The sequence below is a fragment of the Arthrobacter sp. NPDC058130 genome (assembly GCF_042884475.1).
GTDB lineage: Bacteria > Actinomycetota > Actinomycetes > Actinomycetales > Micrococcaceae > Arthrobacter.
Map to the genome: position 1 here is coordinate 690,214 of NZ_JBHVTV010000002.1, position 26,825 is coordinate 717,038.

Annotated in this window: 28 protein-coding genes; 9 read left to right on the forward strand and 19 right to left on the reverse strand. The window is 66.7% G+C overall.

Annotated features, from left to right (window positions below):
* Positions 1-9: 9 nt before the first annotated feature.
* The 8 genes from secF to pdxT all read right to left on the reverse strand — a co-directional run bounded on the left by secF (position 10) and on the right by pdxT (position 7,540).
* Positions 10-1,029, reverse strand: a complete 1,020-nt coding sequence (secF, locus tag ACFVTM_RS07315) for a protein translocase subunit SecF (RefSeq protein ID WP_390202723.1) — start codon at positions 1,027-1,029, stop codon at positions 10-12.
* Positions 1,030-2,805 (reverse strand): protein translocase subunit SecD, encoded by a 1,776-nt coding sequence (gene secD / locus ACFVTM_RS07320; RefSeq protein WP_390202724.1) that lies wholly within the window; start codon positions 2,803-2,805, stop codon positions 1,030-1,032.
* 105 nt (positions 2,806-2,910) lie between these two features.
* Positions 2,911-3,333 carry a preprotein translocase subunit YajC gene (gene yajC, locus ACFVTM_RS07325; RefSeq protein WP_390202825.1) on the reverse strand — a complete coding sequence of 141 codons (423 nt, stop codon included), beginning with the start codon at positions 3,331-3,333 and terminating at the stop codon, positions 2,911-2,913.
* Positions 3,334-3,593: 260 nt separating this feature from the next.
* Positions 3,594-4,718, reverse strand: a complete 1,125-nt coding sequence (ruvB, locus tag ACFVTM_RS07330) for a Holliday junction branch migration DNA helicase RuvB (RefSeq protein WP_390202725.1) — start codon at positions 4,716-4,718, stop codon at positions 3,594-3,596.
* Positions 4,711-5,364 carry a Holliday junction branch migration protein RuvA gene (ruvA, locus tag ACFVTM_RS07335; protein WP_390202726.1) on the reverse strand — a complete coding sequence of 218 codons (654 nt, stop codon included), beginning with the start codon at positions 5,362-5,364 and terminating at the stop codon, positions 4,711-4,713. Before ruvA ends, ruvB begins: the two co-directional genes overlap by 8 nt.
* A gap of 93 nt (positions 5,365-5,457) precedes the next feature.
* The gene (gene ruvC / locus ACFVTM_RS07340; protein ID WP_390202727.1) at positions 5,458-6,045 is read right to left on the reverse strand and encodes a crossover junction endodeoxyribonuclease RuvC; all 588 of its coding nucleotides are present in this window, start codon (positions 6,043-6,045) and stop codon (positions 5,458-5,460) included.
* 34 nt (positions 6,046-6,079) lie between these two features.
* Entirely contained in the window at positions 6,080-6,835 is a 756-nt protein-coding gene (locus ACFVTM_RS07345; protein WP_390202728.1) for a YebC/PmpR family DNA-binding transcriptional regulator, read from the reverse strand.
* A 3-nt stretch (positions 6,836-6,838) separates the two neighbouring features.
* A complete protein-coding gene (gene pdxT, locus ACFVTM_RS07350; RefSeq protein WP_390202729.1) occupies positions 6,839-7,540 on the reverse strand; it encodes a pyridoxal 5'-phosphate synthase glutaminase subunit PdxT in 702 nt (233 codons plus the stop codon).
* A 103-nt stretch (positions 7,541-7,643) separates the two neighbouring features.
* On the opposite strand from pdxT, the gene ACFVTM_RS07355 reads away from it, so the two are divergent.
* From ACFVTM_RS07355 to ACFVTM_RS07365, 3 genes are read left to right on the forward strand one after another with little or no spacing between them, the layout of a single operon-like run.
* Positions 7,644-8,933, forward strand: a complete 1,290-nt coding sequence (locus ACFVTM_RS07355; protein WP_390202730.1) for a MurT ligase domain-containing protein — start codon at positions 7,644-7,646, stop codon at positions 8,931-8,933.
* Complete coding sequence (locus tag ACFVTM_RS07360; protein WP_390202731.1) at positions 8,930-9,727, forward strand: type 1 glutamine amidotransferase; 798 nt, start codon at positions 8,930-8,932, stop codon at positions 9,725-9,727. The genes ACFVTM_RS07355 and ACFVTM_RS07360 overlap by 4 nt, the downstream gene beginning before the upstream one ends.
* Positions 9,728-9,732: 5 nt before the next feature.
* Complete coding sequence (locus tag ACFVTM_RS07365) at positions 9,733-10,221, forward strand: GNAT family N-acetyltransferase (protein ID WP_390202732.1); 489 nt, start codon at positions 9,733-9,735, stop codon at positions 10,219-10,221.
* Between the two features lie 64 nt (positions 10,222-10,285).
* Here the strand turns inward: ACFVTM_RS07365 and ACFVTM_RS07370 are convergent, their stop codons facing one another.
* The gene (locus ACFVTM_RS07370) at positions 10,286-11,092 is read right to left on the reverse strand and encodes an alpha/beta fold hydrolase (protein WP_390202734.1); all 807 of its coding nucleotides are present in this window, start codon (positions 11,090-11,092) and stop codon (positions 10,286-10,288) included.
* Between the two features lie 42 nt (positions 11,093-11,134).
* Positions 11,135-11,998, reverse strand: a complete 864-nt coding sequence (locus ACFVTM_RS07375; RefSeq protein WP_390202735.1) for an alpha/beta fold hydrolase — start codon at positions 11,996-11,998, stop codon at positions 11,135-11,137.
* Between the two features lie 131 nt (positions 11,999-12,129).
* On the opposite strand from ACFVTM_RS07375, the gene ACFVTM_RS07380 reads away from it, so the two are divergent.
* Positions 12,130-14,142, forward strand: a complete 2,013-nt coding sequence (locus tag ACFVTM_RS07380) for a M3 family metallopeptidase (protein ID WP_390202736.1) — start codon at positions 12,130-12,132, stop codon at positions 14,140-14,142.
* A 133-nt stretch (positions 14,143-14,275) separates the two neighbouring features.
* On the opposite strand, the gene pdxS is transcribed toward ACFVTM_RS07380, so the two are convergent.
* From pdxS to ACFVTM_RS07410, 6 genes are all read right to left on the reverse strand, one after another.
* A complete protein-coding gene (gene pdxS, locus ACFVTM_RS07385) occupies positions 14,276-15,202 on the reverse strand; it encodes a pyridoxal 5'-phosphate synthase lyase subunit PdxS (protein ID WP_390202737.1) in 927 nt (308 codons plus the stop codon).
* A 208-nt stretch (positions 15,203-15,410) separates the two neighbouring features.
* Positions 15,411-16,049 (reverse strand): phosphatidylinositol phosphate synthase, encoded by a 639-nt coding sequence (gene pgsA / locus ACFVTM_RS07390; RefSeq protein WP_390202738.1) that lies wholly within the window; start codon positions 16,047-16,049, stop codon positions 15,411-15,413.
* A complete protein-coding gene (locus ACFVTM_RS07395) occupies positions 16,042-16,662 on the reverse strand; it encodes an HIT family protein (protein ID WP_390202739.1) in 621 nt (206 codons plus the stop codon). Before ACFVTM_RS07395 ends, pgsA begins: the two co-directional genes overlap by 8 nt.
* A gap of 19 nt (positions 16,663-16,681) precedes the next feature.
* A complete protein-coding gene (gene thrS, locus ACFVTM_RS07400; protein ID WP_390202740.1) occupies positions 16,682-18,691 on the reverse strand; it encodes a threonine--tRNA ligase in 2,010 nt (669 codons plus the stop codon).
* Between the two features lie 147 nt (positions 18,692-18,838).
* Positions 18,839-22,339, reverse strand: a complete 3,501-nt coding sequence (locus ACFVTM_RS07405) for a DNA polymerase III subunit alpha (RefSeq protein ID WP_390202741.1) — start codon at positions 22,337-22,339, stop codon at positions 18,839-18,841.
* A complete protein-coding gene (locus tag ACFVTM_RS07410; RefSeq protein WP_390202742.1) occupies positions 22,336-22,671 on the reverse strand; it encodes a DUF6504 family protein in 336 nt (111 codons plus the stop codon). The genes ACFVTM_RS07405 and ACFVTM_RS07410 overlap by 4 nt, the downstream gene beginning before the upstream one ends.
* 202 nt (positions 22,672-22,873) lie before the next feature.
* On the opposite strand from ACFVTM_RS07410, the gene ACFVTM_RS07415 reads away from it, so the two are divergent.
* Positions 22,874-23,260 carry a hypothetical protein gene (locus tag ACFVTM_RS07415; protein ID WP_390202743.1) on the forward strand — a complete coding sequence of 129 codons (387 nt, stop codon included), beginning with the start codon at positions 22,874-22,876 and terminating at the stop codon, positions 23,258-23,260.
* 23 nt (positions 23,261-23,283) lie between these two features.
* On the opposite strand, the gene ACFVTM_RS07420 is transcribed toward ACFVTM_RS07415, so the two are convergent.
* Positions 23,284-23,610, reverse strand: coding sequence for a chorismate mutase (locus tag ACFVTM_RS07420; RefSeq protein WP_390202744.1), 327 nt, complete (start codon positions 23,608-23,610; stop codon positions 23,284-23,286).
* Between the two features lie 14 nt (positions 23,611-23,624).
* Between ACFVTM_RS07420 and ACFVTM_RS07425 the strand changes: the two genes are divergently transcribed.
* Positions 23,625-24,047, forward strand: a complete 423-nt coding sequence (locus ACFVTM_RS07425; protein ID WP_390202745.1) for a VOC family protein — start codon at positions 23,625-23,627, stop codon at positions 24,045-24,047.
* 66 nt (positions 24,048-24,113) lie between these two features.
* Here ACFVTM_RS07425 and ACFVTM_RS07430 read toward each other — a convergent pair whose 3' ends face one another.
* The gene (locus ACFVTM_RS07430; RefSeq protein ID WP_390202746.1) at positions 24,114-24,860 is read right to left on the reverse strand and encodes an SOS response-associated peptidase; all 747 of its coding nucleotides are present in this window, start codon (positions 24,858-24,860) and stop codon (positions 24,114-24,116) included.
* Positions 24,861-25,024: 164 nt separating this feature from the next.
* Here ACFVTM_RS07430 and ACFVTM_RS07435 point away from each other — a divergent pair, with 164 nt between their 5' ends.
* A complete protein-coding gene (locus tag ACFVTM_RS07435) occupies positions 25,025-25,282 on the forward strand; it encodes a mycoredoxin (RefSeq protein WP_011692168.1) in 258 nt (85 codons plus the stop codon).
* Between the two features lie 130 nt (positions 25,283-25,412).
* Positions 25,413-25,913: a DinB family protein gene (locus tag ACFVTM_RS07440; RefSeq protein ID WP_390202747.1), complete on the forward strand. Its 501-nt coding sequence runs from the start codon at positions 25,413-25,415 to the stop codon at positions 25,911-25,913.
* 37 nt (positions 25,914-25,950) lie between these two features.
* Here ACFVTM_RS07440 and ACFVTM_RS07445 read toward each other — a convergent pair whose 3' ends face one another.
* Positions 25,951-26,343: an ANTAR domain-containing protein gene (locus ACFVTM_RS07445; RefSeq protein ID WP_390202748.1), complete on the reverse strand. Its 393-nt coding sequence runs from the start codon at positions 26,341-26,343 to the stop codon at positions 25,951-25,953.
* On the opposite strand from ACFVTM_RS07445, the gene ACFVTM_RS07450 reads away from it, so the two are divergent.
* Positions 26,342-26,659, forward strand: coding sequence for a hypothetical protein (locus ACFVTM_RS07450; protein WP_390202749.1), 318 nt, complete (start codon positions 26,342-26,344; stop codon positions 26,657-26,659). The genes ACFVTM_RS07445 and ACFVTM_RS07450 overlap by 2 nt on opposite strands.
* The last annotated feature ends 166 nt before the right edge of the window (positions 26,660-26,825 follow it).

Here is a 26,825-nt window from a genome sequence, read left to right on the forward strand (position 1 = left end):
TGCCTGCGCTCAGGCCGTGGCCGACGACGCCGGCGACGTGGTCTTGGCTGCCGTCTCGGCGCGCCGCTGTTCTACCCGCTTGGCCTGCTTGAGCAGGTCAGGCTCGCCCTGCCGCAGCGCGGCGTACAGCGGGGCCGCGATGAAGATCGTAGCCGCCGTGCCCACCAGGATGCCCACAAACAGCGCCAGGGACAGGTCCCGCAGGGTTCCGGCGCCCAGCAGCCCGGCACCGATGAAGAGGATCGCGCCGACCGGGAGGATCGCCACCACCATGGTGTTGATGGACCGTACCAGGGTCTGGTTGATGGCGAGGTTGACCTCTTCGGCGAAGGTCCGCCGGGTGGAGGCCTGGATGTCCGAGGTGTTCTCGCGGATCTTGTCGAACACCACCACGGTGTCGTACAGCGAGTAGCTGAGCACGGTCAGGAAGCCGATGATGGCCGACGGCGTTACTTCGAAGTCACTGAGGCCGTAAACACCGGCGGTAATGAACATCGTGACGGCCATGCCGACGAGCGCCGAGACCGACATCTTCCAGGTCCGGAAGTACAGCGCCATCAGGACTGCAGCCAGGCCCACGAAGATGGCCAGGCCCATCAGTGCCTGCTTGGTGACGTCCGCGCCCCAGGTGGGACCGACAAAGGTGGAAGTGACTTCGTTATCCGTCACACCGTAGGCCGTGGTGAGGCCTTCCTTGATCTGCAGGGTTTCGTCGTCGCTGAGCTTGTCCGTCTGGATGCGCATGGTGGTGCCGGCGACATTTGCCACACGTGGCACGGACCCCGCCACGACTGCCTGGACGGCCTTTTCGCCGAGGGCCGCGTCGGTGGTCTTCACGTTGGAGACGGTGAACTCGGAGCCGCCGCGGAATTCGATGCCGAGGTTGAAACCACCCTTGGCAATCGGGATCAGGATCGAGAGGGCGACGGCGATCCCGGCAATCAGGAACCAGATCTTCTTGTAGCCGACGAAGTCGTACGAGCGCTTGCCCGTGTACAACTCGTTGCCGAACGTTGAGAAGTTGACCATTTACTTGCCCTCCTTGGACGCGCTCTTGGAGGTACCGGCGAGCTGTGCCTGTTGTGCCTGTTCCTGCTGTTTTTCGGCGAGGCGGCGTTCTGCGATGGTCATCCGGCGCTCGGCCTCGGCCGCGGCGCCGGTGTTCTTCGCGCGCACCACCACGGGCTTGTCCTCCGGGGTGCGGACCCGTCCGGCTCCGCGGTACAGCGGGACCGCGCCCAGGCGCTTCGGGTCCAGGCCCGAGAACCTGTGGCCTTCGCCGAAGAACTTGGTGCGGGCCAGCAGCTGCAGCGTCGGGTGGGTGAACATGAAGACGACGATGAGGTCGGCGATCGCAGTGAGGCCCAAGGTGAACGCGAAGCCGCGGACGTTGCCCACTGCCACGAAGAACAGCACCACGGCTGCGAGGAGGTTAACGGCCTTGGAGGCCAGGATGGTGCGCTTGGCCCGCTTCCAGCCGTTCTCCACGGCCGAGACCAGGCCGCGGCCTTCACGGAGCTCGTCACGGATGCGTTCGAAGTAGACGATGAACGAGTCCGCTGTCTGGCCAATGGCCACGATCAGGCCGGCGACGCCGGCGAGGGACAGCCGGTAGTTCTCTGTCCAGCCGAGGATCGCGATCGCCAGGAACGTCAGCACGCCGGCGATCACGAGGGATGCCACGGTCACCAGGCCGAGGGCCCGGTACTGGAAGAGCGAGTAGACCACCACCAGCAGCAGACCAATCAGGCCGGCAAGCATACCCATGCGCAGTTGCTCTCCGCCGAGGGTCGCGGAGATCTGCTGTTCGCTCTGGATTTCGAAGCTGATCGGCAGGGCACCGAAGCGCAGCTGGTCGGACAGGGCCTTGGCGGATTCTTCGGTGAACCCGCCGGTGATCTGCGGCCGGCCGTCGGTGATGACTGCGAGCGACCGCGGGGCGGAGATGACCTGGTCGTCCAGGACGATGGCGAACTGGGCCTTAGGGTCCGAGCCGCTCTGGCCGCCGCCGGCGGCGTAGAACTGGTACAGGCGCTCGGTGACTTCCTTGAACTTGGCGGTGCCGGCGTCGTCGAACTGGATGTTGACGGCCCATTCATTGGTCACGGCACCCTGGGCGCCGCGCTGCAGCTGGAACGAGGAGGACTTGATGTTCGAGCCCTTCACCTCGACCGGACCGAGGATGTACTTGATGGCCGGCGAATTCGCTGTCGCGGGCTCACAGGTCACCAGGGGCTTGGTCGGGTCTGAGCGCTGCTGCTTGTCCTGGGAAGGATTGACGCAGTCAAGTGCCTCAAACTGCTTGTAGACCTCGGGGGTAATCCAGTTCTCGTCGCTGCTGTTCGCTGGCGCGGCCGTCGGCTTGGGCAGCTGGTCCTCCGGGGTCCGGGACGCCTCGGGGACAGCTGCGCCGGCGCCCGTCTGGATCACGGGGCGGAAGTTCATGTCGGCGGAGGCCTGGATCAGGGCGCGGGTTTCCTTGGCGGGAGTTCCCGGCAGGCTGACCACGACGTTGCGGCCGGACTGCGTGCTGATTTCCGCTTCCGCGACGCCGGAGCCGTCCACGCGCTGACGGATGATCGCCACGGCCTGGTTCAGCTGGTCTTCGGTGATGCCCGAACCGCCCTCAACCTTGGGCGCCAGGATCATCTGGGTGCCGCCTTCCAGGTCCAGGGCGAGCTTGGGAGCCCAGCTGGCCTGGCCGGCAATGGTGCCGCCCGCCAGGACAGCCGTCATGGCGGCGATGAGTACGCCAAGCCAGACCAGCATCCTGATGGCTGAGTTTTTGGGGCCAGTTCGTGCCATTGTCGATCTTTCTTCTATTTGCGGCGGATCCGCCGGCGCGGGCTCTGGGCCCCCGCCGGCGGATGCCCGCAACCGTTGCTTCGCGGGATAGCTCAGGTAGGCAGACTAGCTGTCTTTCTTGCCTTCGTCATTGAGTCGGCGCAAGGTTTCCTCGGGAGTTTCGTTGCGGGGCGCGTCGCGGAGGGGGGCGGTGCCGTCCGTCTCCTCGGCGCTGAGCTTGTCGGCGGTCAGCGAGGACGCGTCGTCGGGAACCACTGTCGGCTCCTCGGCTGCGACAACCGGCTCCACAATTTTGGTGACGGCCTGGCGGTGCACGGTGGCCGTGTTGCCCGGGGACAGTTCCAGCGTGACCTTGTTCTCCGCTTCGTCGATCGCGACGATCCGGCCGAACAGGCCGAAGCTCGTCATGACCTCGACACCGGGCTCGAACTTGGACTGGAGCTGTGCCTGCTGCTGCTGGGTCTTCTTGTTGCGGCGGAACATCATGAAGACGAAGAGTCCGAGCAGGACGAACAGGAGAATCGTCATGATGTCGATGCCGCCGCCGGCCTGCGGCTGGGTCTGGGCAGAAATAAGTCCGAACACAGGGATTGTTCCGTTCTGTACTTGCATAGCTGTTTTTCAGCAACGTCCGTTTGCTCCGGGCGGCGCGGGCAGGAGTCTGCACAGCAAGCTGACAGAGAGACCATCCCCAGCCGCCGGCGGCTACTTGCCCTCCGCCCACGGAAACAAAACCCGAACGTGCCGAGCGTCATTCCAGTCTAAAGGGAAAAGCTGAAGGAACGGTGCTAGCGGCCGTTTCGAATCCACTGCGGACCGGTTTCTTCACCGAGATCCCCGCTGGACTCGCCCTGCGGACCCTCTCCCAGCTCATCAGCCTGGAACAACGCCAGCGGATCCTGCCCGAAGACACCGGCCGGAACAGCGAAACCCAAGTGAGTCCACGCCGGCGCCAGGGCAATGCGGCCCCGCGGCGTCCGGCCCAGCAGCCCCTCGCGCACCAAGTAGGGTTCGGCGACCGTCTCCACGGTTTCCGTCTCCTCGCCAACGGCGATCGCGAGGGTGGACAGGCCAACGGGCCCACCGCCGAACTTGGTAATGAGGGCTTCCAGGACGGCACGGTCCAGCCGGTCCAGGCCGCGCTTGTCTACCTCGTACATGTCCAGCGCCGCGGACGCCGCCCGGGCATCAATTTGCTCGATACCGTGCACGAGCGCCCAGTCGCGGACCCGGCGCAGGAGCCGGTTGGCGATGCGCGGCGTGCCCCGGGACCGGCCGGCGATCTCGCTGAATCCCGCCGAGTTGACCTTCAGGTCCAGCAGGCCTGCGGACCGGCGCAGGACCAGTTCCAACTCCTCGACGGAGTAGAACTCCAGGTGGCCGGTGAAGCCGAAGCGGTCCCGCAGCGGCCCGGGAAGCAGTCCGGCCCGCGTGGTCGCACCGACCAGGGTGAAGGGCGGCAGCTCCAGCGGAATGGCTGTGGCGCCTGCGCCCTTGCCGACCACGATGTCGACGCGGAAGTCCTCCATCGCCATGTACAGCATTTCCTCGGCCGGCCGGGACATCCGGTGGATTTCGTCCAGGAACAGGACCTCGCCTTCAGAGAGCGAGGACAGGATGGCCGCGAGGTCGCCCGCGTGCTGGATGGCCGGGCCGCTGCTGATCCGCAGCGGGACGTTCATCTCGGCGGCGATGATCATGGACAGCGTGGTCTTGCCGAGGCCGGGAGGGCCGGAGAGCAGCACGTGGTCCGCGCTGCGGCCGCGCATGCGCGAGGCCTCCAGGACAAGGGAGAGTTGCTTGCGGACCCGGTGCTGGCCCACGAAGTCGTGCAGGTTCTTGGGCCGAAGGGCGGCTTCAATGACGCGCTCCTCCGGTTCCTCTCCCCCGGCAACAATCGACTGCTCAGCCACGCGCGCCTACCCGGTTACCGGCGCGGGCACCGTCCTGCCCCAGCCAGCGGAGTGTTGCGCGGAGGATTTCGGCCACGTTGCCGTTCTCGGCCAGGTCCGGGGAATCGGCCAGGGATTTCTCGATGCTGGCAGTGGCGTCCTTTTCGGACCAGCCGAGGCTTGTCATCGCGGCGACGACCTGCGGCTTCCAGACGGATTCCGCGGAAGCCAAAGGGAGCGGCGCGCCGGGCGCACCGGCGGTGCCGTGCGGCACGAGTTTGCCGGCGAGTTCCAGTACGATACGGCCGGCCACCTTCGGCCCGATTCCGGGGACCTTCGTGAAGGCCTTGCCATCGCCAGAGTGGGCGGCCACCCGGATGGCTTCCGGTTCGTGAACGGCCAGAACGGCCAGGGCGAGGCGGGGCCCGACGCCGCTGACGCTGAGCAGCACGTCAAACACTTCCCGCTCGTCGTCGCTGGCGAAGCCGAACAGGGTCAGCGAGTCCTCCCGCACGATCAGCGAGGTGAAAAGCTTCCCTTCCTCGCCCACGCGGAGCCCGCTGAGGGTCTGCGGCGTGGCGTTGACGCTCATGCCGGCACCGTTCAGGTCGATCACGGCGGAGGACAGGCCAACATGCGCTACGGTTCCGCGAAGAAAACTAATCAAGGCCGGGCTCCTGGGTCTGCAGCCGGCCGCATAAAGATGGCAAGCCGGCTATCCGAACATATCTACGAATACCCTAGCAAGCGCAGCAGACGTTCAGCGCGCACGGCGCGCTTTTGCTTCCGCGTCCGCCCATGCCCGCTGGGCCGGTGTGAGGGACTGGCTGCCAGGCCCCGTCGTCACTGCATCCTTGGTGGAAGTGCCGCTGCCAGACCGCCAGGCGTGGGTGATTGCCAGCGCCAGAGCGTCGGCGGCGTCGGCCGGGCGCGGGGGCGCATCCAGCCGGAGGATCTTCGTTACCAGTTTGGTCACGGCGTCCTTGTTCGACGTTCCGCTGCCTGTGACGGCGGCCTTGACTTCGGACGGCGTGTGCAGGGCCACCGGGATGCCGCGGCGCGCGGCGGCGGCAATTACCACGCCGGACGCCTGCGCCACCCCCATGACCGTGCTGACGTTGAGCTGGGAAAACACCCGCTCCACGGCGAGGACGTGGGGTTCGTATTGGTCCAGCCATTCATCGATGGAGGTGGCGATGACCAGCAGCCGCTGGTCCAGGCTCTCCTCGGGGGAGGTTCCCACGACGCCGAAGGCCACCATGGTGGCCCGCCGGTTCTTCTCGACGTCGACGACGCCGATCCCGCAACGGGTGAGGCCCGGGTCAACCCCCAAGACGCGCAGGGTCAAGACCGGGCCTCGAAATCACGGTTAGGTGAGCGTGTCACTCGGCTTCCAGTGCGGCCTGCACTTCGTCGCTGAGGTCGGCGTTGCTGTAGACGTTCTGGACGTCGTCGAGTTCTTCCAGGGCGTCCACGAGCTTCATGAACTTCTTGGCGGCATCCAGGTCCAGCGGCACCTGCATGGACGGCACGAACTCGGCCTCATCAGTGTCGTAATCGATTCCGGCTTCCTTGAGCGCGTCGCGGATGGCCTGGAGGTCGGTCGGCTCGGAGTGGATCTCGAAGGTGTCTCCGTTGTCCTTGACTTCCTCGGCGCCGGCGTCGAGGACTGCCATCAGGACGTCGTCCTCGCTCAGGCCGTTCTTCGGCAGCGAGACGACACCCTTGCGGCTGAAGAGGTAGCTGACCGAACCCGGATCGGCGATCGTGCCGCCGTTGCGGGAGATGGCGAGCCGGACCTCGGAGGCGGCACGGTTCTTGTTGTCCGTGAGGCACTCGATCAGCAGCGCGGAACCCTGCGGGCCGCGGCATTCGTACATGATCTCGGTGTAGTCGACGACCTCGCCGGTGAGGCCGGCGCCGCGCTTGATGGCGCGGTCGATATTGTCAGCGGGTACCGAAGTCTTCTTGGCCTTGGTGACGGCGAGTTCCAGGCTCGGGTTGCCGGAAAGGTCCGGGCCGCCCATGCGTGCGGCGACTTCGATGTTCTTGATCAGCTTGGCGAACGACTTGGCCCGGCGGCTATCAAGGATGGCCTTCTTATGCTTGGTCGTCGCCCATTTGGAGTGGCCTGACATGCTTTACGCTTCTCCTCTGATCATTCGAATAAACAGTTCGTGCACGCGCTTCTCCCCCGTCACTTCCGGGTGGAAGGAGGTGGCCAGCAGCTTGCCGGAACGCACAGCAACAATTCTAGCCGTCCCGTCCAAAGATTCGGGGTGGCCGGCTTTAGACGGTTCCACCTGGGCGAGGACTTCCACGCCATCCCCGACGCGCTCAACCCAGGGCCCGCGGATGAAGACGGCATGGACGGGTGCCACGACGCCGCCGGCGGCGCTGAAGTCGAGCCCCCGGAAATCAAGGTCCGTCTCGAAGGACTCCCGCTGCCGGCCGAAGGCGTTGCGGCGCACGGTGATGTCGAGTCCGCCGAACGTCTGCTGCGGGTTGCCGGCAAGGTCCGTGGCCGCGTCCGCGATCTGGTCCGCAAGCAGGATCATGCCGGCGCACGAGCCGTAGACGGGCAGGCCGGCCTGGATGCGTTCGCGCAGTGGATCCCGGAGCCCGAAGATCCTGGAAAGCTTGTCGATCGTGGTCGATTCGCCGCCGGGGATGATCAGGCCGTCCAAGCCGTCGAGTTCGGCGGGGCGGCGGATCCCGACGCCGGTGGCACCAGCGGCTTCGACGGCGTGCAGGTGCTCCCGGAAATCGCCCTGGAGCGCCAGGACGCCAATCCGGAGGCCCGAACCCACGCGGGATTCAGGGAGGAAAGAGGGGGTGGTCATCCCCACAGCATAATGCGCTGCGCCTGCGCGGTACGCATGGAGATCGCATGCACCGGCGCACTGCGTCCGGGTTCCATGCCTCTGCTGGGATATATTACAGAGCATGCTTTACTTCAGCGTTCCGCTCGGCAAGCTCGTCCGCCGGGTCTCCCGGCTCAGGGGCGGAGGCTCGGCCCTTCCCGGGCTTGTGGTCGAAAAAATCGATCCCGGTTTCATGCAGCGGACACTGTCCACGCTGCCGCTGGGGGTCGCCGTCGTCAGTGGCACGAACGGGAAGACGACCACCACAAAAATGGTGGTGGAGCTGCTCGAGAGCCAGGGGCTCAAGGTCTTCACCAACCGCACCGGCAGCAACTTCACCCGCGGCGTGGCCGCGGCGCTCCTGGGCGAGGTGGACTGGCGGGGCCGGCTCGATGCCGACGTCGCGGTCCTGGAACTGGATGAGGCGCATGCGGTGCACTTCGTCAACAAGGTCCCGCCGCGCTACAGCCTCCTGCTCAACGTCCTCCGCGACCAGCTGGACCGTTTCGGCGAGATCGACAAGACCGCCGAGCTGCTCCAGCACATCGCTTCCAAGACCACCGGGACCGTGGTCCTGAACCGGGAAGACCCCCGCGTCGCCCGGATCGCCCAGAGCGTGGACGGGCCGGAGGTGCTCTACTTCGGGCTGGACGATTCCCTGCTGAGCACCTTCCCCAACGACGACGACATGCGCACCGCCCCGGGGAGCCCGGTGCCGGCCGCCCCCGCCCGGGAGGCCGCCGACGTCGTGCTGCGCCGGGTAGGCGCCGATGACGCCGATTTCGAGTACGACGGCGCGACGGTCACCACGCCCATGTTGCTGCGCGGGGTCTACAACATCTTCAACGCCGCCGCAGCGCTGACCCTGGCGCGGGCGATCTCGGGTGCCCGCGGCACGGGTACCGACCAGGCGGGCCTGCTCACGGCGCTGTCCAAGGTGGCGCCGGCGTTCGGCCGGGGCGAAAGCCTGGTGGTCGATGGCCTGCCGCTGGAGCTGGTGCTGGTCAAGAACCCCAGCGGTTTCCGTCTCGGGCTGAAATCCTTCCCGGCCGCCGGGTACGCCACCATGATCGCGATCAATGACAACTACGCGGACGGCCGGGACATGTCCTGGCTCTGGGACGTCGAATTCGACACCCTCCGCGACGGCGGCGTGGACCAGCTGACTGGTTCCCGAGCGTACGACATGGCGCTGCGGCTGCAGTACGACGACGTCGCCATCGGCGCCGTCGACACCGAGATCGCGCCGGCGCTGGCGGCGTTCATCCGCGGCGGCCAGGGCAAGCCGAAGAGGATTTTCTGCACCTACACGGCGATGCTCGCCATCCGCCGCGAGCTGTCCAAAATCACCACAGTGGAGGTGGTCTCATGACCCCCCGGTCCCCCGAAACCCCGCACGAGCCCTCCTTCGGGCACGAGCTTCCGCCCGAACACTCCGCGGCCCCGAGCAAGGGCATCATCCGGGTCCTGCAGCTCTATCCGCGGGACATGAACATCTACGGCGACTGGGGCAACGCCCTGGTTCTCGCTCAGCGGCTCCGCTGGCATGGCTACACTCCGGAACTGCTCGAATACAACGTGGGCGACGAGTTCCCGGCGGACGTCGATCTTATTGTCGGTGGCGGGGGGCAGGACAGCGGCCAGCTCGTCATCCAGGACGATCTCCTCTCGCGCGAGTCGACGCTGAAGCAACTGGCGGACGGCGGCACGCCGATGCTCGTGATCTGCGGGCTGTACCAGCTGTTCGGGAAATTCTTCAAGACCCGGCTCGGCTCGGTCCTGCCGGGCATCGGCATCCTGGATGTCGAGACCCACGGCACCGACGAGCGCCTGATCGGCAACGTCACCGTCGCCTCCCCCGAGTTCGGCAGCATCCTGGGCTATGAGAACCACAGCGGCCAGACCACGCTGGGACCCGGCGTCCAACCGCTCGGCACCACCGCCAAAGGCACCGGCAACAACAGCACCGAGGGCCAGGAAGGCGCACGCTACAACAACATCGTGGCGAGCTACCTGCACGGCTCACTGCTGCCCAAGAATCCGGCCCTCGCGGATTTCCTGATCCGGACCGCCGTCGAACGCAAATACGGCAGCTTCACGCCGGGCACCCCGGATGACTCCTACGCGGTGCTGGCGCGTGAGCACGCCGCCCGCCGGCCCCGCTGACTCCCTTGGCAGGCACTCCTCGCGGCACGGTCCTGATCGGGCGTGACACCCCGGAACGCCAGGACGTCCTGCAGCTTCTGGGCGAGCACCTCGCCGACATGTACGCGACCTCCCCGCCTGAGAGCGTCCACGCCCTTGACCCCGCGGCACTGGCCGGTCCGGGCATCAGCTTCTGGACGGCCCGGGAGGACTCGCGGCTATTGGGCTGCGCGGCGCTGAAACGCGTGGCTCCCGGCGACGCCGAGATCAAGTCGATGCGGACCTCGGAAGCGGCGCGCGGGCGCGGGGTTGCCTCGGCCCTGCTCCGCCACCTCCTGGCGGAGGCCCGGCGCAGCGGGTACCGGCGGTTGTTCCTGGAAACGGGGAGCCAGGAATTTTTCGCCCCCGCGCGGCGGCTGTACGGGCGGCACGGATTCGTGGAGTGCCCGCCGTTTGCCGATTACGAGCGGGATCCCAACAGCGTCTTCATGACCCTGCGCCTCGACGCCGGGTAACTCTTTGCCGCCAGCGGCTGGCGGCTGAGGGCGCCGACGCCTGAGGGAGCGGCCCAGCCCGCCACTACCGGCTCCGGACGAAGGCCAGGACGTCACGCGGCACCCGCCGGCTGGATCCCGTCCGGACATGCCCCCACCGCTCATAGACGATCAGGGTGCAGTCCGGAATCAGTCGCGCGGTCTCCTCCGCCACGGCCCGCGGGAAAAACGTGTCCCGGCCGCCGCAGAGCAACAGGACGGGCGGACGGATCAGCGGCAGCACCGCCCGCGCATCAAATGCCAACTCGGCCCGCGCCTCCGTCAGCACGTCCGGGCCGGGGCAGCCGGAGTTGCCGAGCACCCGTCGGCCGACGACGGGTCCCAGCAGTTCCCGCAGCCAGCGGGTACGCGGGCCTGGTAGGAAGTATTCGGCCAGGACTGTCCCGGCGCGGTTTGAGTCTCCGGCGGCAACGGCGGCGGCCATCCGTTCGTCCACGTCCTTTCCCCAGGCGCTGAGCTCGGCCGCAGTAACCACCATGGCGATGTGCCCGAAGGACTGTGGATGGCGGGCTGCCAGGTACTGGCCAATCATCCCGCCGAATGATTCGGCCACCACCAGGTCCACCCGGCCGCCAAACTCGTCGGCGATCAACTCCGCGTAGTCGTCCGCCATGTCGGCGCTGGTGTGGGTCCCCGGCATGTTCCGCCGTCGGGTGACAATCCAGATCGCGTAGCCGGCCTCCTGGTAGGCGGCAAACTCCCGCCGAAACAATCCGCGCAGCACCCCTTGCGGCACGAAGCTCCCCGGACCGCCCTGGACGAAGAGCAGGGACTTGGCGCCTCGGCCCCACGTCAGGTATTCCATCCCGTTGCGGAATTCCCCCTTCCGCACTGCCTGGTCCAACCAGGCTGCCCGCGCCACCACAACCCCGGCTTACGGCGTCGTCTGCGGCTGCCGCAGCAAGGCCGCGAACTCTGCCGGCCGGGTGGCCGGCCACCAATGGCCGCTGTCGACCCTAGTCACTGTGAGATCGTCCACCCACGTTTCGAGCCCCTCCACGAGGGCCGGCGCGAGGAACGGATCCTTCAGCGGCACCACCACATGGACGGGCATGGTCACCCGGTTTGGGGCGGGCCGGTTCCGCGGACGGCGGAAGTTGAAGCGGAAGTTGCTGCGGTACAGGGCCAGTCCGCGGACCGGATCGTTGCCGACGTCGCGCTTGGCCGTCTTCTCATAGCGCGGGGTGAGGAGCAGCCGCCAGGCGGCCTCCGGCAGGACCGGGACGAGGAACGCTCCGATGTACCAGCTGCGCAGGAGTTGGCCGCCCAACTGCTGCCAGGCCCCCGGCTTCCGGACGCGCCGACGGATCCAGCGGGCGAAATGTCCCAGGTCCGGGCCGGAAATGCTGGTGTAGCGGGCGATCCTGCTGCCGGCTCTGGGGTCCTGGATGACGGCCCAGCCCTGGATGGACCCCCAGTCGTGCCCCACCAGATGGACCGCCCGGGCGCCGACCCCGGCCAGGACGGCGAAGGCATCGTCCACGAGGGCATTCAGCGAATAGTCCCCGCCCGGGCCCTGGACGGCGGAGGCGCCCGCGTTCCGCGTGTCATAGGCCACCACGTGATGCGTCTGCGCGAGCTCGCGGATGGCCGGAAGGAACACCCGATGATCGTCCGGGTAGCCGTGCACCAGGAGCAGGCTTGATACGCCCGGGCCCGGTTCCGGGCCAAACTCGTAGACGGCCAGCTCCGCACCGGGCACGGCGACGGCCCGGCGTCGTTCGTTCAATGTCTCCATATGCTCCGTCTCCACATGTACCGCCGGTCCCACAGGTCCCCATCCTACGGTGGCGCCAGCACAAACCGGCGCCAGCACAAAACACCAAAGTGATCGTTGAGAACCCGGGCCGTGCATGAAAGAGTCACTTCATGACCAATCCCCTCCTGAGCTCCAGCACCCTCCCCTACGGACTGCCTCCCTTCGCGGACATAGAGGACGCGCACTACGCCGAGGCCGTGGAGGCGGGCCTGGCCGAGCACCTTACCGAAATCCAGGCCATTGTGGACGACCCCGCGGCCCCGTCCTTCGAAAACACTGCCCTGGCTATGGAACGCTCCGGCCGGCTCCTGGAACGCGCCGCCGCGTCGTTTTTCACCCTCGTTTCCGCGGACGCCTCGGATGCCATCCAGGACCTCGAGACCCGCCTGTCCCCGCTCTTTGCCGCCCACCAGGACGCCGTCTACCTCAACCGCGGTCTCTACGAACGCTTCGCTGCGCTGGACACTGCCGTCCTGGACGCGGAGTCCGCCCGGCTCGTGGAGGAATACCTCAAGGAGTTCCGTGCCTCGGGCATCCAGCTCGACGACGCCGGGCAGGAACGGCTCAAAGACATCAACGCCGAGCTTTCCCGGCTTGGCACCGAGTTCGGGCAGCGGGTCAAGGAAGGCATGAAGTCCGCTGCCCTCCTGCTGGACGACGCCGCCGACCTCACCGGGCTGCCCGCCGACGACGTCGCCAGCGCCGCCGAGGCTGCCCGCACCGCCGGGCATGAGGGCAAGTTCCTGCTGACCCTGATCCAGCCCAGCAACCAGCCCGCCATGGCCGCCCTGGCGAACCGGGATGTCCGCCGGCGGCTCTACGAGGCCTCGATTGGCCGCGGCAGCGACGGCGGCAGCTTCGATGTTCTCGATCTGGTCAAGGACATGGTCCGGCTCCGCGCCGAGAAGGCCAACCTTTTGGGGTTCGCGAACTTCGCCGAGCTCAGTGTGGACCGCCAGACGGCACCGGACTTCCAGGCCGTGCAGGCCATGATGAGCCGGCTGGCCCCGGCCGCCGTCCGCAACGCCGATGCCGAGGCTGAGGCGCTGGCCAAAGCCGCCGGCCACCCGCTCGAGGCCTGGGACTGGGCGTACTACTCGGCCCAGGTCAAGCGTGAGCGCTATGCCGTGGACGAGCAGGCCCTGCGCCCGTACTTTGAGCTGGACCGGGTCCTGAACGATGGTGTGTTCTTCGCGGCGAACGCCCTGTACGGGATCACGTTCCACGAACGCGCCGACCTCGCCGGCTACCACCCGGACGTGCGCGTCTGGGAGGTGAAGAATGCCGACGGCACGGACCTGGGCCTGTTCCTGGGCGACTACTACACCCGCGACACGAAGCGGGGCGGTGCGTGGATGAATTCCCTCGTGGAACAGTCCGGGCTGCTGAACACCCGACCCGTGGTGATCAACAACCTCAATATCTCCAAGCCGCCGGCCGGCGAGCCCACCCTGTTGACGCTGGACGAACTCCGCACCACATTCCACGAGTTCGGCCACGCCCTGCACGGCCTGTTTTCCGCCGTCACGTATCCTCGGTTCTCCGGCACCAACGTGCCGCGGGACTTCGTGGAGTACCCGTCGCAGGTCAACGAAATGTGGATCATGTGGCCCGAGGTCCTGGCCAACTACGCCCGGCACCATGCCACCGGGGAGCCTCTGCAGCAGGACACCGTGGACAAACTCAACGCCGCACGGCTTTGGGGCGAAGGCTTCGCCACCACCGAATACCTTGGCGCTGCCCTGCTGGACCTGGCGTGGCACGTGCTGGACGGCTCCGACATCCCGGAGGACGCGGTTGAATTCGAGGCGAAAGCTTTGGCAGCGGCCGGCGTCGCGCACAGCCTGATCCCGCCGCGCTACCGTACCGGCTACTTCCAGCACATCTTTGCCGGCGGCTGGTACGCGGCCGGCTACTACTCCTACATCTGGAGCGAAGTCCTGGACGCCGACACCGTGGAATGGTTCAAGGAAAACGGCGGCCTCAGCCGGGCCAATGGCAATTTCTTCCGCGCTGAGCTGCTTTCGCGCGGCAACAGCCGCGACCCGCTGGAGTCATTCAGGACCTTCCGCGGCCGCGACGCCCAGCTCGAGCCGCTCCTCAAGCGCCGTGGCCTGGACTGACCCGTCATCGATTGCTCCGTAGACGCCCTTTTCGACCCTCATAAGGGCAGTTGCGGAGCAATCGATGGGGAACGACGGCGGCCGGCCACCTGGGAAGGTGACCGGCCGCCGCCGAGGTTGATGCCTGCTGGTGTTACCAGCCGCGCTCGGCGAGGCGGTGCGGCTGCGGGATCTCGTCGACGTTGATCCCGACCATGGCCTCGCCCAGGCCGCGGGAGGCCTTGGCGATCTCGTCCGGGTCGTCGTAGAAGGTGGTGGCCTTGACGACGGCGGCGGCGCGCTGGGCCGGATTGCCGGACTTGAAGATGCCGGAGCCGACGAACACGCCGTCGGCGCCGAGCTGCATCATCATCGCGGCGTCGGCCGGGGTGGCGATGCCGCCGGCGGTGAACAGCACCACCGGGAGCTTGCCGGTGGCGGCGACTTCCTTGACCAGTTCGTACGGGGCCTGCAGTTCCTTGGCCGCGACGTAGAGCTCGTCCTCGGGCAGGGCCGCGAGCTTGAGGATCTCGGCGCGGATCTGGCGCATGTGCGTGGTGGCGTTGGAGACATCGCCGGTGCCGGCCTCGCCCTTGGACCGGATCATCGCCGCGCCCTCGTTGATGCGGCGCAGGGCCTCACCGAGATTGGTCGCACCGCAGACGAACGGAACGGTGAACTTCCACTTGTCGATGTGGTTGGTGTAGTCGGCCGGGGTCAGGACCTCGGACTCGTCGATGTAGTCCACGCCGAGGGACTGTAGGACCTGCGCCTCGACGAAGTGGCCGATCCGGGCCTTGGCCATGACCGGCACGGACACGGCCGCGATGATCTTGTCGATCATGTCCGGATCGGACATGCGGGACACGCCGCCCTGGGCGCGGATATCGGCCGGAACGCGTTCCAGCGCCATCACGGCCACGGCACCGGCGTCTTCGGCGATGCGGGCCTGCTCGGCGTTGACGACGTCCATGATGACGCCGCCCTTGAGCATCTCCGCCATGCCGCGCTTCACGCGGTTGCTGCCCGTGACGTTCTTCGCGGACGCGCCGGCTTCGCTGCTTACATCAGGTGTAGACACAAAAACCCCTATGGGTAGATAGATGACCTCGCCGGGGCGCGGACGGCACGTTCATGCCGTGTCTCGCACACACCGGATTACCGGATCCATTGGCCGGTAAAACTAATACTATCCCCCGGCCGTGGCGCCGCAGAATTCGGGTTACAGCTGCCGGATCCCGCGCAGGGCCGGGCGTTCGGCGCGTCCGCCCTAGCGCCGTGCGGCGTGGTCAGCCGGCCCGTTCCGGGGTGGTGCCCTCGGGTTCCGCCAGCGACTGGCGGTGGACCGTCACGATGCGCTGGATCACTGTTACCAGGCTTGCCGCCGCGAGGAGGCACAGGGTCACGAAAAGCACGACGACGGGCAGGCCCAGGCCCGTGAATCCCGTGACCACCAGCACGGACACGAGCCGCTCGGCACGCTCGGCGATGCCGACGTTGGCGTGGAAGCCCAGGGCTTCGGCCTTGGCGCGCGCGTAAGAGACCACCATGCCCAGCACGAGGCAGACAATGGCCGCGATGGCGATGGGCGGGTTGGCGCCGCCGGTGAAGAACCACACGGCCAGGCCGGCGAACAGGGCGCCGTCAGCCACGCGGTCCAGGGTGGAGTCCAGGAAGTTGCCCCACCTGCCGCCACGGTGCTGCATCCGGGCCATGATGCCGTCAATGACGTCGGAGAAAATGAACGCCGTGATGAAGAGGGTCCCCCACCAGAGCTGCCCGAGCGGGTAGAACACCAGAGCGCCGATCACCACGCCGAGTGTGCCGACCACCGTCACTGCGTCAGGCGACACCCCGATCCGCAGCAGCCAGCGGGCAACCGGGGAGAACAGGGCGGTGAAGAACCCCCGGGCGTGCCTGTTAAGCATCCTTCTCTCCGGCTGCTTCCTGGGGCGCCGGCATTTCCTGCGGCCAGGCGTCGGCGACCTGCTGGCGAACCTCGCCGAGGGTCTGCGTGATCGCCTTGGTCTGGGCAATGATGGGGAAGAAATTTCCGTCCCCGCCCCAGCGCGGCACCACGTGCTGGTGCAGGTGCCCGGCGATGCCTGCCCCGCCGGTGACGCCCTGGTTCATGCCCAGGTTGAAACCGGACGGGTTGGCGACCTTGCGCAGCACCCGCATGGCCGTCTGGGTCAGCTCGGCGAATTCCGCCGTTTCCTCGACCGTCAGGTCCGTGTAGTCGGGAATGTGCCGGTAGGGGCAGACCAGCAGGTGTCCCGGGTTGTAAGGAAAGAGGTTCAGCACCACATAACTGGTCCGTCCCCGGTACACGATCAGGGAGTCCTCGTCCCCGCGCTCCGGAGCAGCACAGAACGGGCAGTCGTCAGGGTTCTTGAACTGCTGCTGGCCGCCCTTGATGTACGCCATCCGGTGCGGGGTCCACAGGCGCTGGAAAGCGTCCGGGACCCCGGCCAGGCCGAAGTCGTCCGTTACGGCGTGGTCGCCCGGATACTCCGGCCCGGCCCCTGTGGAATCCTGCACGCGCTGCCCTTCCGTCTGCCTAGCTGGTCCGGTTTCGGACAGCGTCGACAATGCGCTGAACGGCCTCGGCCACGGGCACGCCGTTGTCCTGGCTGCCGTCGCGGAACCGGAAGGACACGGCTCCGGCCTCGGCGTCGTCCCCGCCGGCAATCAGCACGAACGGGATCTTGTCCTTGCTGGCCGTGCGGATCTTCTTCGGGAAACGGTCCGAGGAGATGTCCACCTCGGCGCGGATGCCGGCCGCCTTGAGCTGGTCCACGACGTCGAACATGTAGTCGTTGAAGGCCTCCGCCACCGGGATGCCCACCACCTGCACAGGCGCCAGCCAGGCCGGGAAGGCACCGGCATAGTGTTCGGTCAACACGCCCATGAAGCGCTCCACCGAGCCGAACAGGGCGCGGTGGATCATCACGGGCCGCTGGCGGGTGCCGTCTGCGGCCTGGAACTCGAGCTCAAAGCGTTCGGGCAGGTTGAAGTCCAGCTGGATGGTGGACATCTGCCAGGTGCGGCCGAGCGCATCCTTGGCCTGGACGGAAATCTTGGGGCCGTAGAACGCGGCTCCGCCCGGATCCGGGACGAGCTCAAGCCCGGAGGCCTCGGCCACTTCGGCGAGCGTGCGGGTGGCTTCCTCCCAGGCGGCGTCGTCGCCGACAAACTTGTCCTCGTTCTTGGTGGAAAGCTCGAGGTAGAAGTCGTCCAGGCCGTAATCCTTGAGCAGCCCGAGGACGAAGTTCAGCGTGCCGGTGAGCTCGTCCTTCATCTGCTCGCGGGTGCAGTAGATGTGGGCATCGTCCTGGGTCATGCCCCGGACACGGGTCAGCCCGTGTACCACGCCGGACTTCTCGTAGCGGTAGACCGAGCCGAACTCGAAGAGTCGCAGCGGCAGTTCGCGGTAGGACCGTCCACGGGAGCGGAAGATCAGGTTGTGCATGGGGCAGTTCATCGGCTTGAGGTAGTAGTCCTGGCCGGGCTTGCGGACCGTGCCGTCCTCATTCAATTCCGCGTCGATGTGCATCGCCGGGAACATGCCCTCGCGGTACCAGTCCAGGTGGCCGGAAACCTCGTACAGGTGGCCCTTAGTGATGTGCGGGGTGTAGACGAACTCGTAGCCGGCATCGACGTGCCGCTGCCGGGAGTAGTCCTCCATGGCCTTGCGGATGATGCCGCCCTTAGGGTGGAACACCGGCAGGCCGGAGCCGAGCTCGTCCGGGAAGGAGAACAGGTCCAGCTCCGCGCCGAGCTTACGGTGGTCGCGGCGCTCGGCCTCGGCGATGCGCTCCTGGTAGGCCTTGAGCGCATCCTTGGTGGGCCAGGCAGTGCCGTAGATGCGCTGCAGCTGCTGGTTGTTCTGGTTGCCCAGCCAGTAGGCGGCCGAGGACCGGGTCAGGGCGAAGGCGTTGGAGATCAGCTTGGTGTTCGGCAGGTGCGGGCCGCGGCACAGATCGCACCAGACGCTGTCGCCGCTCTTGCGGTCCACGTTGTCGTAGATGGTGATGTCGCCGGCACCCACCTCGACGTTGACGCCCTCTCCGGCGTCGGCAGCCTCGTTCTTCTTGCCCAGGAGTTCGAGCTTGTAGGGCTCGTCCTTCATCGCCTCGCGGGCCTCGTCCTCGGAAACCACGCGGCGCACGAACTTCTGGTTCTGGTTGATGATCTTGAGCATCATCTTTTCCAGGGTCTTCAGGTCTTCCGGGGTGAACGGTTCGGCAACGTCGAAGTCGAAGTAGAAGCCGTCCGTGATGTAGGGGCCGATGCCGAGCTTCGCGTCGGGGCGCAGCTGCTGCACGGCCTGGGCCATGACGTGGGCCGTGGAGTGGCGCAGGACGTTGAGCCCGTCCGGGGAGTCGATGGTGACGCCCTCGACGGCGGCGTCCTCGGGAAGGGGCTGGTCCAGGTCCTTCAACTCGCCATTAACGCGGGCCACAACGACGTCGCGGCGCTCAAAGAAGAGTTCCGCGCCGGTGGTCCCGGTAGTCACCTTGGTCTCTTCGCCGTCGACGAGAATGGTGATCTGCTGGGCATCTGACACGGGTGTCTCCTATTCAAAGTTAAGGCTTCGTAGCTTGTGGCGTACGGGGACCACAGCCAGCCTCGTCCATGCTATCGGTTTACCAAGGGGCCAACCAACGCGCCACGGGCCCGGCCGAACCGCCGCGGCGGGCGCAGCGAAGCACGCTCAGCCGCCCAGCCCGGTGATGGCGAGGTTCCTGCTGATCCCGTCCAGGGGACCGGGCAGGTCCGGCCCGCAGTAGGCGGGCGTGCCCGGCGCCGGTTCCGGGAACGGCAGGGTTTCCGGGCGGCTAAGGTCCCAGGCCATGCTGGCACTGATGCTGATCCCCCGCGGCCCGGTCCGCCGGGTGGTGCCGCGGATCAGCAGCAGGCGGGTGCCGAACAGCAGGGATCCGGACTTCTCCTGCGCCTCGTGGAAGAAGACCGAATCCACGCAGCCCGTGCCGTCGTCGACGCTGATGAACACCACCCGCCTTCCGCCCCGCATGGGTGGGGTCTGGGTGGCCACCCGCACCCCGGCAACCAGCACCTCCGTGCCGTTGCGCAGTCCCAGCAGCTTGTCCGCGGTGGTGACGCCGAGCCGGTCCAGCAGGGGCCGGTGGCTGGTCATGAGGTGCTCGGTGACGTCCACGGCCATCAGGTCCAGTTCCGCCCGGACATTGTCCACCAGGCTGGGCGCCGGCAGCACCGCTTTCAGGTTCTTCAGTTCCACGTCCCCCAGCGGCAGCGCCAGCTGGCCTTCAATGACTTCCACGCCCTTCCGCGGGGTCCGGGCCTGGAGTTTTTGCAGGTGCTGGACCAGGTCCGCCCGGTTGGCGGCTCCCCCGGACGCCTTGTGCAGCGAATCGAAGGCGCCCAGCTGCGCCAGGCGCTGGATGTTGGGCCTGCTCAGCCGTGACCGGGCGCGCAGGTCGGCCAGTGAATCGTAGGGCTGGCCGGCCACAATCCGTTTCAGCTCGGCGCCGGAGAGTCCGAAGATGCCGTTCAGGCTCAGCCGGATGCCCAGCCTGCCACGTTCCGGCCCGGATTCCACCGGCTCCACCCGGTATTCAGCCCGGCTCCGGTTAATATCGAGGGGAAGGATGGGGATGCCCAGCCGGCGCGCCTCGGCCACGAGCAGGCGCTTGGGGTACATGCCGGGGTCGTGTTCCCAGAGCCCGGCGAGGAACGCCTCCGGATGGTGCGCCTTGAGCCAGGCCGATTGGTAGGTGGGCACGGCGAAGGCGGCGCCGTGGGCCTTGCAGAACCCGAAACTGCCAAAGGCCTTCAGCGTGCCCCAGACCTTGTCCACCACTTCGGGGCTGTAGTTCCGGACCCTCGCCTCCTTCCGGAAGAACTCCTCCACCTTTGCTTCCAGCACCTCGTTGCCGAGCGCCCGGCGGAACTCGTCGGCGCGTGCCAGCCCGCACCCGGTCATGACATCGAAGGTCTTGAGGATTTGTTCGTGGAAAACGGTGACCCCGTGGGTTTCCTTGAGGACCGGTTTCAGGTCGGGATGCGGGTAGACCTCCGGGGCGAATCCGTGCCGGTGCTCCAGGAAGGGCCGGACCATGTCGGATTTCATCGGACCGGGGCGGAACAGCGAGATGTCGATGATGAGATCGTTGAAATCCCGTGGCGCCATCTTGCCGATCAGTTCGCGCTGGCCCGGGGATTCGATCTGGAAACAGCCCAGGGTGTGGGTGCTGCGGATCAGTTCAAAGGTTGGCTCGTCATCGAGCGGGACAGCGTTGAGGTCGATGTGCCCGTCCTCGGCAATGTAATCCGGACCGGTCCCGTCCGCGCCGGCCGGGTGTGCGCCGGCGGCCACCACCTCGGCCTTGGAGGGGTGGAGCCGGATGACTTCCCGGACGGCAAAAGCCATGGCGCTCTGCATCCGGACACCCAGGACATCGAGCTTGAGCATCCCCATGGGGTCCATGTCGTGCTTGTCGAACTGGCTCATGGGCAGGCCAAGGCCGCTGGGCTGCACGGGGGTGCGGTCCAGCAGGGTGGCATCGCCGAGGATGACGCCGCACGGGTGCATGGAGATGTGCCGGGGCAGCCGGTCCAGCCGTTCCGTGAGGTCCACCAGCAGGTCCAGTTGCTGGTTTTCTGTGGAGCCGCGCTGCTCCACCCGGTCCGCGAACTCCTTCAGCTCGGGTTTCTCCACGAGGGCTTCGCGGAAGTGCCGGGCCGAGAACCGCCAGAGTTGCTTGGCGATTTCCCCGACCTCGCCGTCGTCCATGCCCAGGGCCAGGCCGGCATCGCGCACGGCACCGCGAGCGCGGTAGCCGTTCTGCATGCTCATCAGCGTGACGCGCTCGGCTCCGAAGCGCTCAAAGATCCTACGGTAGACGTTGTGCCGTTCGGCGCTTTCGACGTCGATGTCGATGTCCGGCAGCGTGGCGCGGTCGCGGGAGAGGAAGCGCTCAAAGATGAGGTCGTGCTGGAGCGGGTTTACCTGGCTGATGTCGATCAGGTAGTTGACCAGGCTGGAGGCGCCCGAACCGCGGGCGGCCGCCCGGACGCCCAGGTCCAGGATCATCCGTGAGACCTCGGCGACGGTCAGGAAGTAAGAGGCGAAGCCGAGGGAGTCGATGATACGGAGCTCGTGCTCCAGCCGGGTCCGCATCTGTTGTTCCTGCCTCCCGGCAATTCCCGGGAAGCGGCGGCCAATGCCGGCCTCACAGCGCAGGGTCAGCTCTGCGAGCGCGTCGCCGTCGATCCCGATCACGGAGGCTTCCGGGACCACGGGCTGTTTCCAGCCCATGTCTGCTACGGGATCCATCCGGCAGCGGTCCGCGAGCGCCTTGGTCTGGGCGAGGAGCCGTTTGAGGTCCGCCGTGCCGTAGCCGGCGGCATGGATGATTTCCTTGCCCAGCTGCAGCATCTGGGCCGCCGATTTGAGCCAGCCCTGCCCGTTGGGTTGCAGCAGCGGGGCGGAGGAGAGCTCGGGGAGGGACTTGAGTGTCCGGGCCGAGTCCAGCACATCGGCGGTGGCCGCGCCGTCCTCGGCTACATACCGCACGGCGTTGCTCAGCACGGCGGGCACGCCGTGTTCTGCGGCGAGTTTTAGCATGCGCACCGCGTGGGCGGTGCTAAGCGGTTCCCCGGGCGGGCTGAGCTGGGACACGACTTCCGCGGCCAGCGTCCCGGGGGGCATGGCGTCCAGCCAGCGTTTGAACAGGGTGCGGGGACGCAGGTACCGCCGGCCGCCCATGGCACGGCCGACGTCGGAGTCCGGGCCGATCAGCACCGTCAGGACAGGCTGCAGGGTTTCCGGGTGCAGGGTGCGGGAGGCCAGCTCCGCCCGGGTGACGGCCACCGGCACCGTTCCCCCGGCCTTGCCCGTGGTGCGGGCATGGGCGTCGGAGATCAGCCGGCACAGCGCCCGGTAGCCGGCGCCGTGGTTGTGTCCATGCGCCAGCACGACGACGCGTCCCCCAAGCTGGGTGCGGAGGTCGCCGTCGTCGTCAAAGACCGCGAGGTCCACGCCGACGATCGCGTCCAGGCCCGCGGCCATGCACGCCTTCAGGTGCTTGACGGTTCCGTAGAGCCCGTCGCGGTCCGTGCAGGCCAGCGCGGTGGCGCCGTCGGCGGCGGCCGCGGCGGCCAGTTCATCCGGCCAGGAGACGCCATAGTGGGCGCTGAAGGCGGTGGAGACGTGCAGATGGGTGAAGGTCATGCTGTCTCCGGCTTCCGGAGGGGCTGCAGGGCGTCGTGGATCCTCAGGAGCCGCCAGCGGCCGCTGCCAATATGCCGGGTCAGGTCAACGGTGAGGGTGGAGGCAGCGGCATGGTCACCGGCGGCACGGACCTGGACCCGCCAGATCTCGTGATCCACCAGACCCGGCCCGCTCCCGAGCGGCGCCCGGGTTTCCTCCGCCCACCACTGGCGGCGTTCAAACCAGCGGACAGGTTCCGCACAGACCGTGTATCGACGGCCCGCCCAGTCAAGGCGCAGGGGCTGGCCTGAGGGCGTGCAGAGAACATCCACGGACTCGCTGAACATGCCCACATTGCCTCCCGACCCAGTCCGGGCTGGAGCCTGCCCAGTCCCCGCTTCGACTTCCCACGCGTGTTTCCGCTTCCAGCGCTTCAGTGTCTAATCAAACTTGTTTTATTCGAACATATCTTCGAATAAAACCAGTCTACGACGGAGAGGCGACAAAACCCAGATGGGGGTGGACGGACGCAGATACAGGTAGCAGGATTGAGCCATGAGCTCCCATATCGCACTTCTGAAGCACGTAAAGATCGCCGCCAAGAATTCAACCTTGGTGGCGACCTTCGATATAGACGGAAATATCCCGGGGCAAGGCGCCTACGTTGTCGGCCTACTGGCGACAGAGCCGGACTACTCCCATCAGCGCAGACTGGGTATTGAGTTCATGAACGGCGAGGCCGTCTCCTTCTACTTCTTCAACCATGACGGCACGGAAGAGAATTTCGACCTCAAAGGCGTGGAACACTCAGGAAACACCATCACCGGCAACTTCCCCATCGCGACGGTGCTTGGCCTGCCCAAGGGCCACCTCATGACGGCGTTCAGCGATTGTGACGGCCGGGACTACCAGGCCAATGTGCCTGTCGAAGAGGCTCTCTAGCCCCTGCCCAATGAAGCCACCTGCTACGAGGTGGACTTGTACACTTCCAGCTCGAGCGTGATGAAGGCATCGATCATCGCCCGGTAGGTCTTTTCAACGAGATCGACGTCGATGTCCTTCTGTTCCGCGGTGGCGCGGACGTGTTCGATGACCCGCTCCACGCGCCCGGGCGCACGGACCTCGGCGCTGTCCGCCTTGAGGGTCCCGGCGATCCGGATCAGCCGTTCGCGACGCCCGATCAAGGCCACGATCTGCTCGTCCACCTCGTCAACAGCCACCCGCACGGCGGCGAGCTGTTCCCGGTCGGCCTGGGCGGTCTTGTCGTCTGCGTGATTTGTGGGCATGTCCATGACAGTATCGAAAGATGCAGCCACGAGTCGACTTAATTTCGCTGGGTGTCCGCAGTGTTGACGCCTCACGCAGCTTCTACGTTGATGGCCTCGGATGGCCGGTGCACCAGGAAGTCCCCGGCGAGGTCCTCTTCATCCAGGTGAACCACGGGCTCCTCCTCTCGCTCTGGGACGCGGGCCAGATGCAGGCCGAAGCGGCCACCGACGCCCCCGTGGGCGTTCCCTGCATCACCCTGAGCCACAATCTGGCCAGCGCGGCGGAAGTCGACTGGGTGATGACCGAAGCCGAGAGCGCAGGGGCCCTCATCGTCGCGGCACCGAAGACCCAGCCGTGGGGCGGTTACACCGGCTACTTCGCCGATCCCGACGGCTACCGCTGGGAGGTCGCATTCAACCCCGGCTGGGCGGTCGACGGCGGCGGCAAAGTGACGCTGTAACCCTAAGACGCAGAACCACAGGACGATGTCACCACTGGAGGCCAGCTCGGTTTCCGGCCGGACACGCTAGAACAGGCTCCCCACCGGCTCGATGAGTTCCGGCGAGTCATTCCTGACGTTCCCGACGGCGGTGCCGACGGCGTCGATCATCCAGCCTTCGGCGACGTCGTGCGCCCCGGCCCGGACCAGGTCCACGAGTCCGGCCGCGTCATCGGCCTGCGGGTCCAGCCATGTCTGCATAGTCTCGCGGTTCATTGGCAGCGGGACCCGGTCATGCAGTGCGGTCAACTCGGCCAGCATTCCCCCGGCGTAGCCCTCCGGCGGGGAGTCGGTGGTCATGATCGAGGTCGAGAGCATCCATCTCTCCGGGTCACCCTCAGCCTTGGACGGGTCCCTCCACCACTCATAGAGACCTGCGAAGACAATGGGGCGCCCGTCCTTTGGGTGCACATAGTAGGGCTGCTTGCCGCGGCCCTCGCCCTTCCACTCGTAGTAGCCGTCCGCCGGGACGGCACAGCGGCGGGAGCGGGTGGCTTTCCGGAATGCGGGCTTCTCCAGCACCGTTTCGCTGCGCGCATTAATCATCTTCGACCCGATGCCCGGGTCCTTGGCCCAGGAGGGCACCAGGCCCCAGCGGGCGATGTGCAGTTGACGGACCGGATCCCCGTCCACCAGCCGTTCGAGCAGGATCGGCACATCCGCCGTCGGGGCCACGTTCCACGACGGCGGGATCGCGATCTCATCTTCCAGTCCGGCATCGAATTCGGCCAGCAGGTCTCCGACGGCCCGGGCCATCACGTAGCGTCCACACATGGCACCAGCATGCCACCGCACCCATCCCCTGTCATCCACGCCCGGTTCAGCCGCATGCCTGCGGGAATAGTGGACCGCGGGGTACGGTTGTTGGCAGTGACTTACGACGCCCGTCGGCGCCGGCGCTAGACGTCGGCCCCAACCACCACCTTGAGGAGAACTTCGTGGACTTCACCCCCGAATCCGGCACCATCACCATGTTTTCGACCACGTGGTGCGGCTACTGCAACCGGCTGAAGAAGCAACTGGACGCGCAGGGCATTGGGTATACCGAGATCAACATCGAGGAAGTCGAAGGCACAGCCGATCTCGTCGAGCAGCTCAACGGCGGCAACCGCACCGTCCCCACGGTGCTGTTCCCGGACGGCACGGCCGCCACGAACCCCTCCGCTGCAGAGGTCAAGAGCAGGCTCGCGGCCTAGCCTCTCCTAATTCATAAACGATACAAACCACGACGGCGCGGCCTCCCAGGGGCCGCGCCGTTCCGTTTGTGCGAGCAAGCCGCGTCCGGGTCCTTCGAAACGCAGCCGCAGGGTACTAGGCTTTGGGGCCATGAGACCAAACGCCAGCATGGACCCGGCAACCTTCACTGCGGACACGCGGACCCAGTTCGATGCCTTCCTCGATGAGCATCGCGCCGATCTGCATGCCTGCCTCGACGGGCTGACCGAGCAGGAGGCCCGTGCGTCCCTCGTACCCTCCCGAACCACCCTCCTGGGGCTTCTCAAGCACGCCACCGTCGTGGAAAAGGTCTGGTTTGACGAGGCCATCACGGGCAGGACGCGGCTGGAGATTGGCATTCCGGCCACCCCCGATGAATCGTTCATCCTCGAAGAGGGCGACACCATCGAGGGCCTCCAGTCCGCCTACGTCCAGGCCTGCGAGGATTCACGCCGTCGGGCCGCTCCACTCGATCTGGACGACCTTGTCAGGGGCAACCGGCGGGGTCCGCTGCCCCTGCGCTGGGTCTACCTGCACATGCTCCGGGAACTCGCCCAGCATTGCGGCCACGCGGACATTCTGCGCGAGCAAATCCTCGCAGCGCGCTCCTGACGGCGCCAAACCGCGGGCTCCCGGTAATTCCCGTTCCCTACAGGTCGAAGCGTGAGCGAAGATCTGTTGTGCCGGCGATCGCCGCGACGATGGATCCCCCGACCTCGCGCAGCTTGGTGTTGCGGGCGTTGGAGGCTTTGCGGAGCAACGTGAATGCCTCGTCCGGGCGGCATCTGTTCTGGGTCATGACCACGCCGATTGCGATGTCGATAACCATACGTGATCTCATGGCCGATTCGAGGTCGTCGCGGGCCTCCTGCAGGCGACCGATCCGCAAAGCCATGCGCAAGGGCCGTGAGACCGGGGAGGGCGACGCCTTCCGGACACTGATCGCCATGTCCCGCCGGTCAGGGGAAACTTTGCATGAGACTGCAGCGGCCCTGGTTCGTTTCTCTGCGTCGTTCGACTCGTAACTACAAGGCGGCACCATGGCCTTGAGCAATGAAGAAAGCGAGCAACGTCGTGGGATTGCTGCTTCGCTTCCTTACACCGGGCTCAGCCTCGATGAGGTTTGGCTGAAGTACTTCACCTTGGGCGGACAGGCCGGCGAGTTCGAGCTCCAGCGCGACATCCTGGCCCACGCTGTCAACGAGCGTTTGGACGCACTGAACTCCCCCGCGTCGCGAGCCCCCTGCAGCAGGTTAGCCACTGGTACCGCGGACGAGGGCGCCGAACGGACCAGCGCCCGTGACATCGTCGCTCCGCGGGGACCGGCCAGCCTCCGCCGCCGGCCGCTTGCCGTGTAGTTAATCGTTTTGCACCGTAGGTGCGTGTTTAGCGCGGATGCGGCCCACCCCCGATGCGTTTTCACAGGGCCGCATCCGCGCTGGTCTATTGGAGCCCCGGATCGGGGCTGTTGTCCTGCTTGCCCTGGCGTCCGCCCGCGCGCCAGCGCCGTGATCGCGAACCGAG

Excerpts from the sequence above, each read along its gene's own strand:
- ACFVTM_RS07360 (WP_390202731.1), top strand. The coding sequence starts at position 8,930 with ATGACCCCCCGGTCCCCCGAAACCCCGCACGAGCCCTCCTTCGGGCAC.
- ACFVTM_RS07405 (WP_390202741.1), bottom strand. The coding sequence starts at position 22,339 with ATGACCTTCACCCATCTGCACGTCTCCACCGCCTTCAGCGCCCACTAT.
- pdxT (WP_390202729.1), bottom strand. The coding sequence starts at position 7,540 with ATGACCACCCCCTCTTTCCTCCCTGAATCCCGCGTGGGTTCGGGCCTC.
- ACFVTM_RS07425 (WP_390202745.1), top strand. The coding sequence starts at position 23,625 with ATGCAGCCACGAGTCGACTTAATTTCGCTGGGTGTCCGCAGTGTTGAC.
- yajC (WP_390202825.1), bottom strand. The coding sequence starts at position 3,333 with ATGACGATTCTCCTGTTCGTCCTGCTCGGACTCTTCGTCTTCATGATG.
- ACFVTM_RS07345 (WP_390202728.1), bottom strand. The coding sequence starts at position 6,835 with ATGTCAGGCCACTCCAAATGGGCGACGACCAAGCATAAGAAGGCCATC.
- ACFVTM_RS07415 (WP_390202743.1), top strand. The coding sequence starts at position 22,874 with ATGAGCTCCCATATCGCACTTCTGAAGCACGTAAAGATCGCCGCCAAG.
- ACFVTM_RS07420 (WP_390202744.1), bottom strand. The coding sequence starts at position 23,610 with ATGGACATGCCCACAAATCACGCAGACGACAAGACCGCCCAGGCCGAC.
- ACFVTM_RS07355 (WP_390202730.1), top strand. The coding sequence starts at position 7,644 with ATGCTTTACTTCAGCGTTCCGCTCGGCAAGCTCGTCCGCCGGGTCTCC.
- secD (WP_390202724.1), bottom strand. The coding sequence starts at position 2,805 with ATGGCACGAACTGGCCCCAAAAACTCAGCCATCAGGATGCTGGTCTGG.
- secF (WP_390202723.1), bottom strand. The coding sequence starts at position 1,029 with ATGGTCAACTTCTCAACGTTCGGCAACGAGTTGTACACGGGCAAGCGC.
- ACFVTM_RS07445 (WP_390202748.1), bottom strand. The coding sequence starts at position 26,343 with ATGGTGCCGCCTTGTAGTTACGAGTCGAACGACGCAGAGAAACGAACC.
- ACFVTM_RS07450 (WP_390202749.1), top strand. The coding sequence starts at position 26,342 with ATGGCCTTGAGCAATGAAGAAAGCGAGCAACGTCGTGGGATTGCTGCT.
- ACFVTM_RS07430 (WP_390202746.1), bottom strand. The coding sequence starts at position 24,860 with ATGTGTGGACGCTACGTGATGGCCCGGGCCGTCGGAGACCTGCTGGCC.
- ACFVTM_RS07380 (WP_390202736.1), top strand. The coding sequence starts at position 12,130 with ATGACCAATCCCCTCCTGAGCTCCAGCACCCTCCCCTACGGACTGCCT.
- ACFVTM_RS07440 (WP_390202747.1), top strand. The coding sequence starts at position 25,413 with ATGAGACCAAACGCCAGCATGGACCCGGCAACCTTCACTGCGGACACG.
- pgsA (WP_390202738.1), bottom strand. The coding sequence starts at position 16,049 with ATGCTTAACAGGCACGCCCGGGGGTTCTTCACCGCCCTGTTCTCCCCG.
- ACFVTM_RS07375 (WP_390202735.1), bottom strand. The coding sequence starts at position 11,998 with ATGGAGACATTGAACGAACGACGCCGGGCCGTCGCCGTGCCCGGTGCG.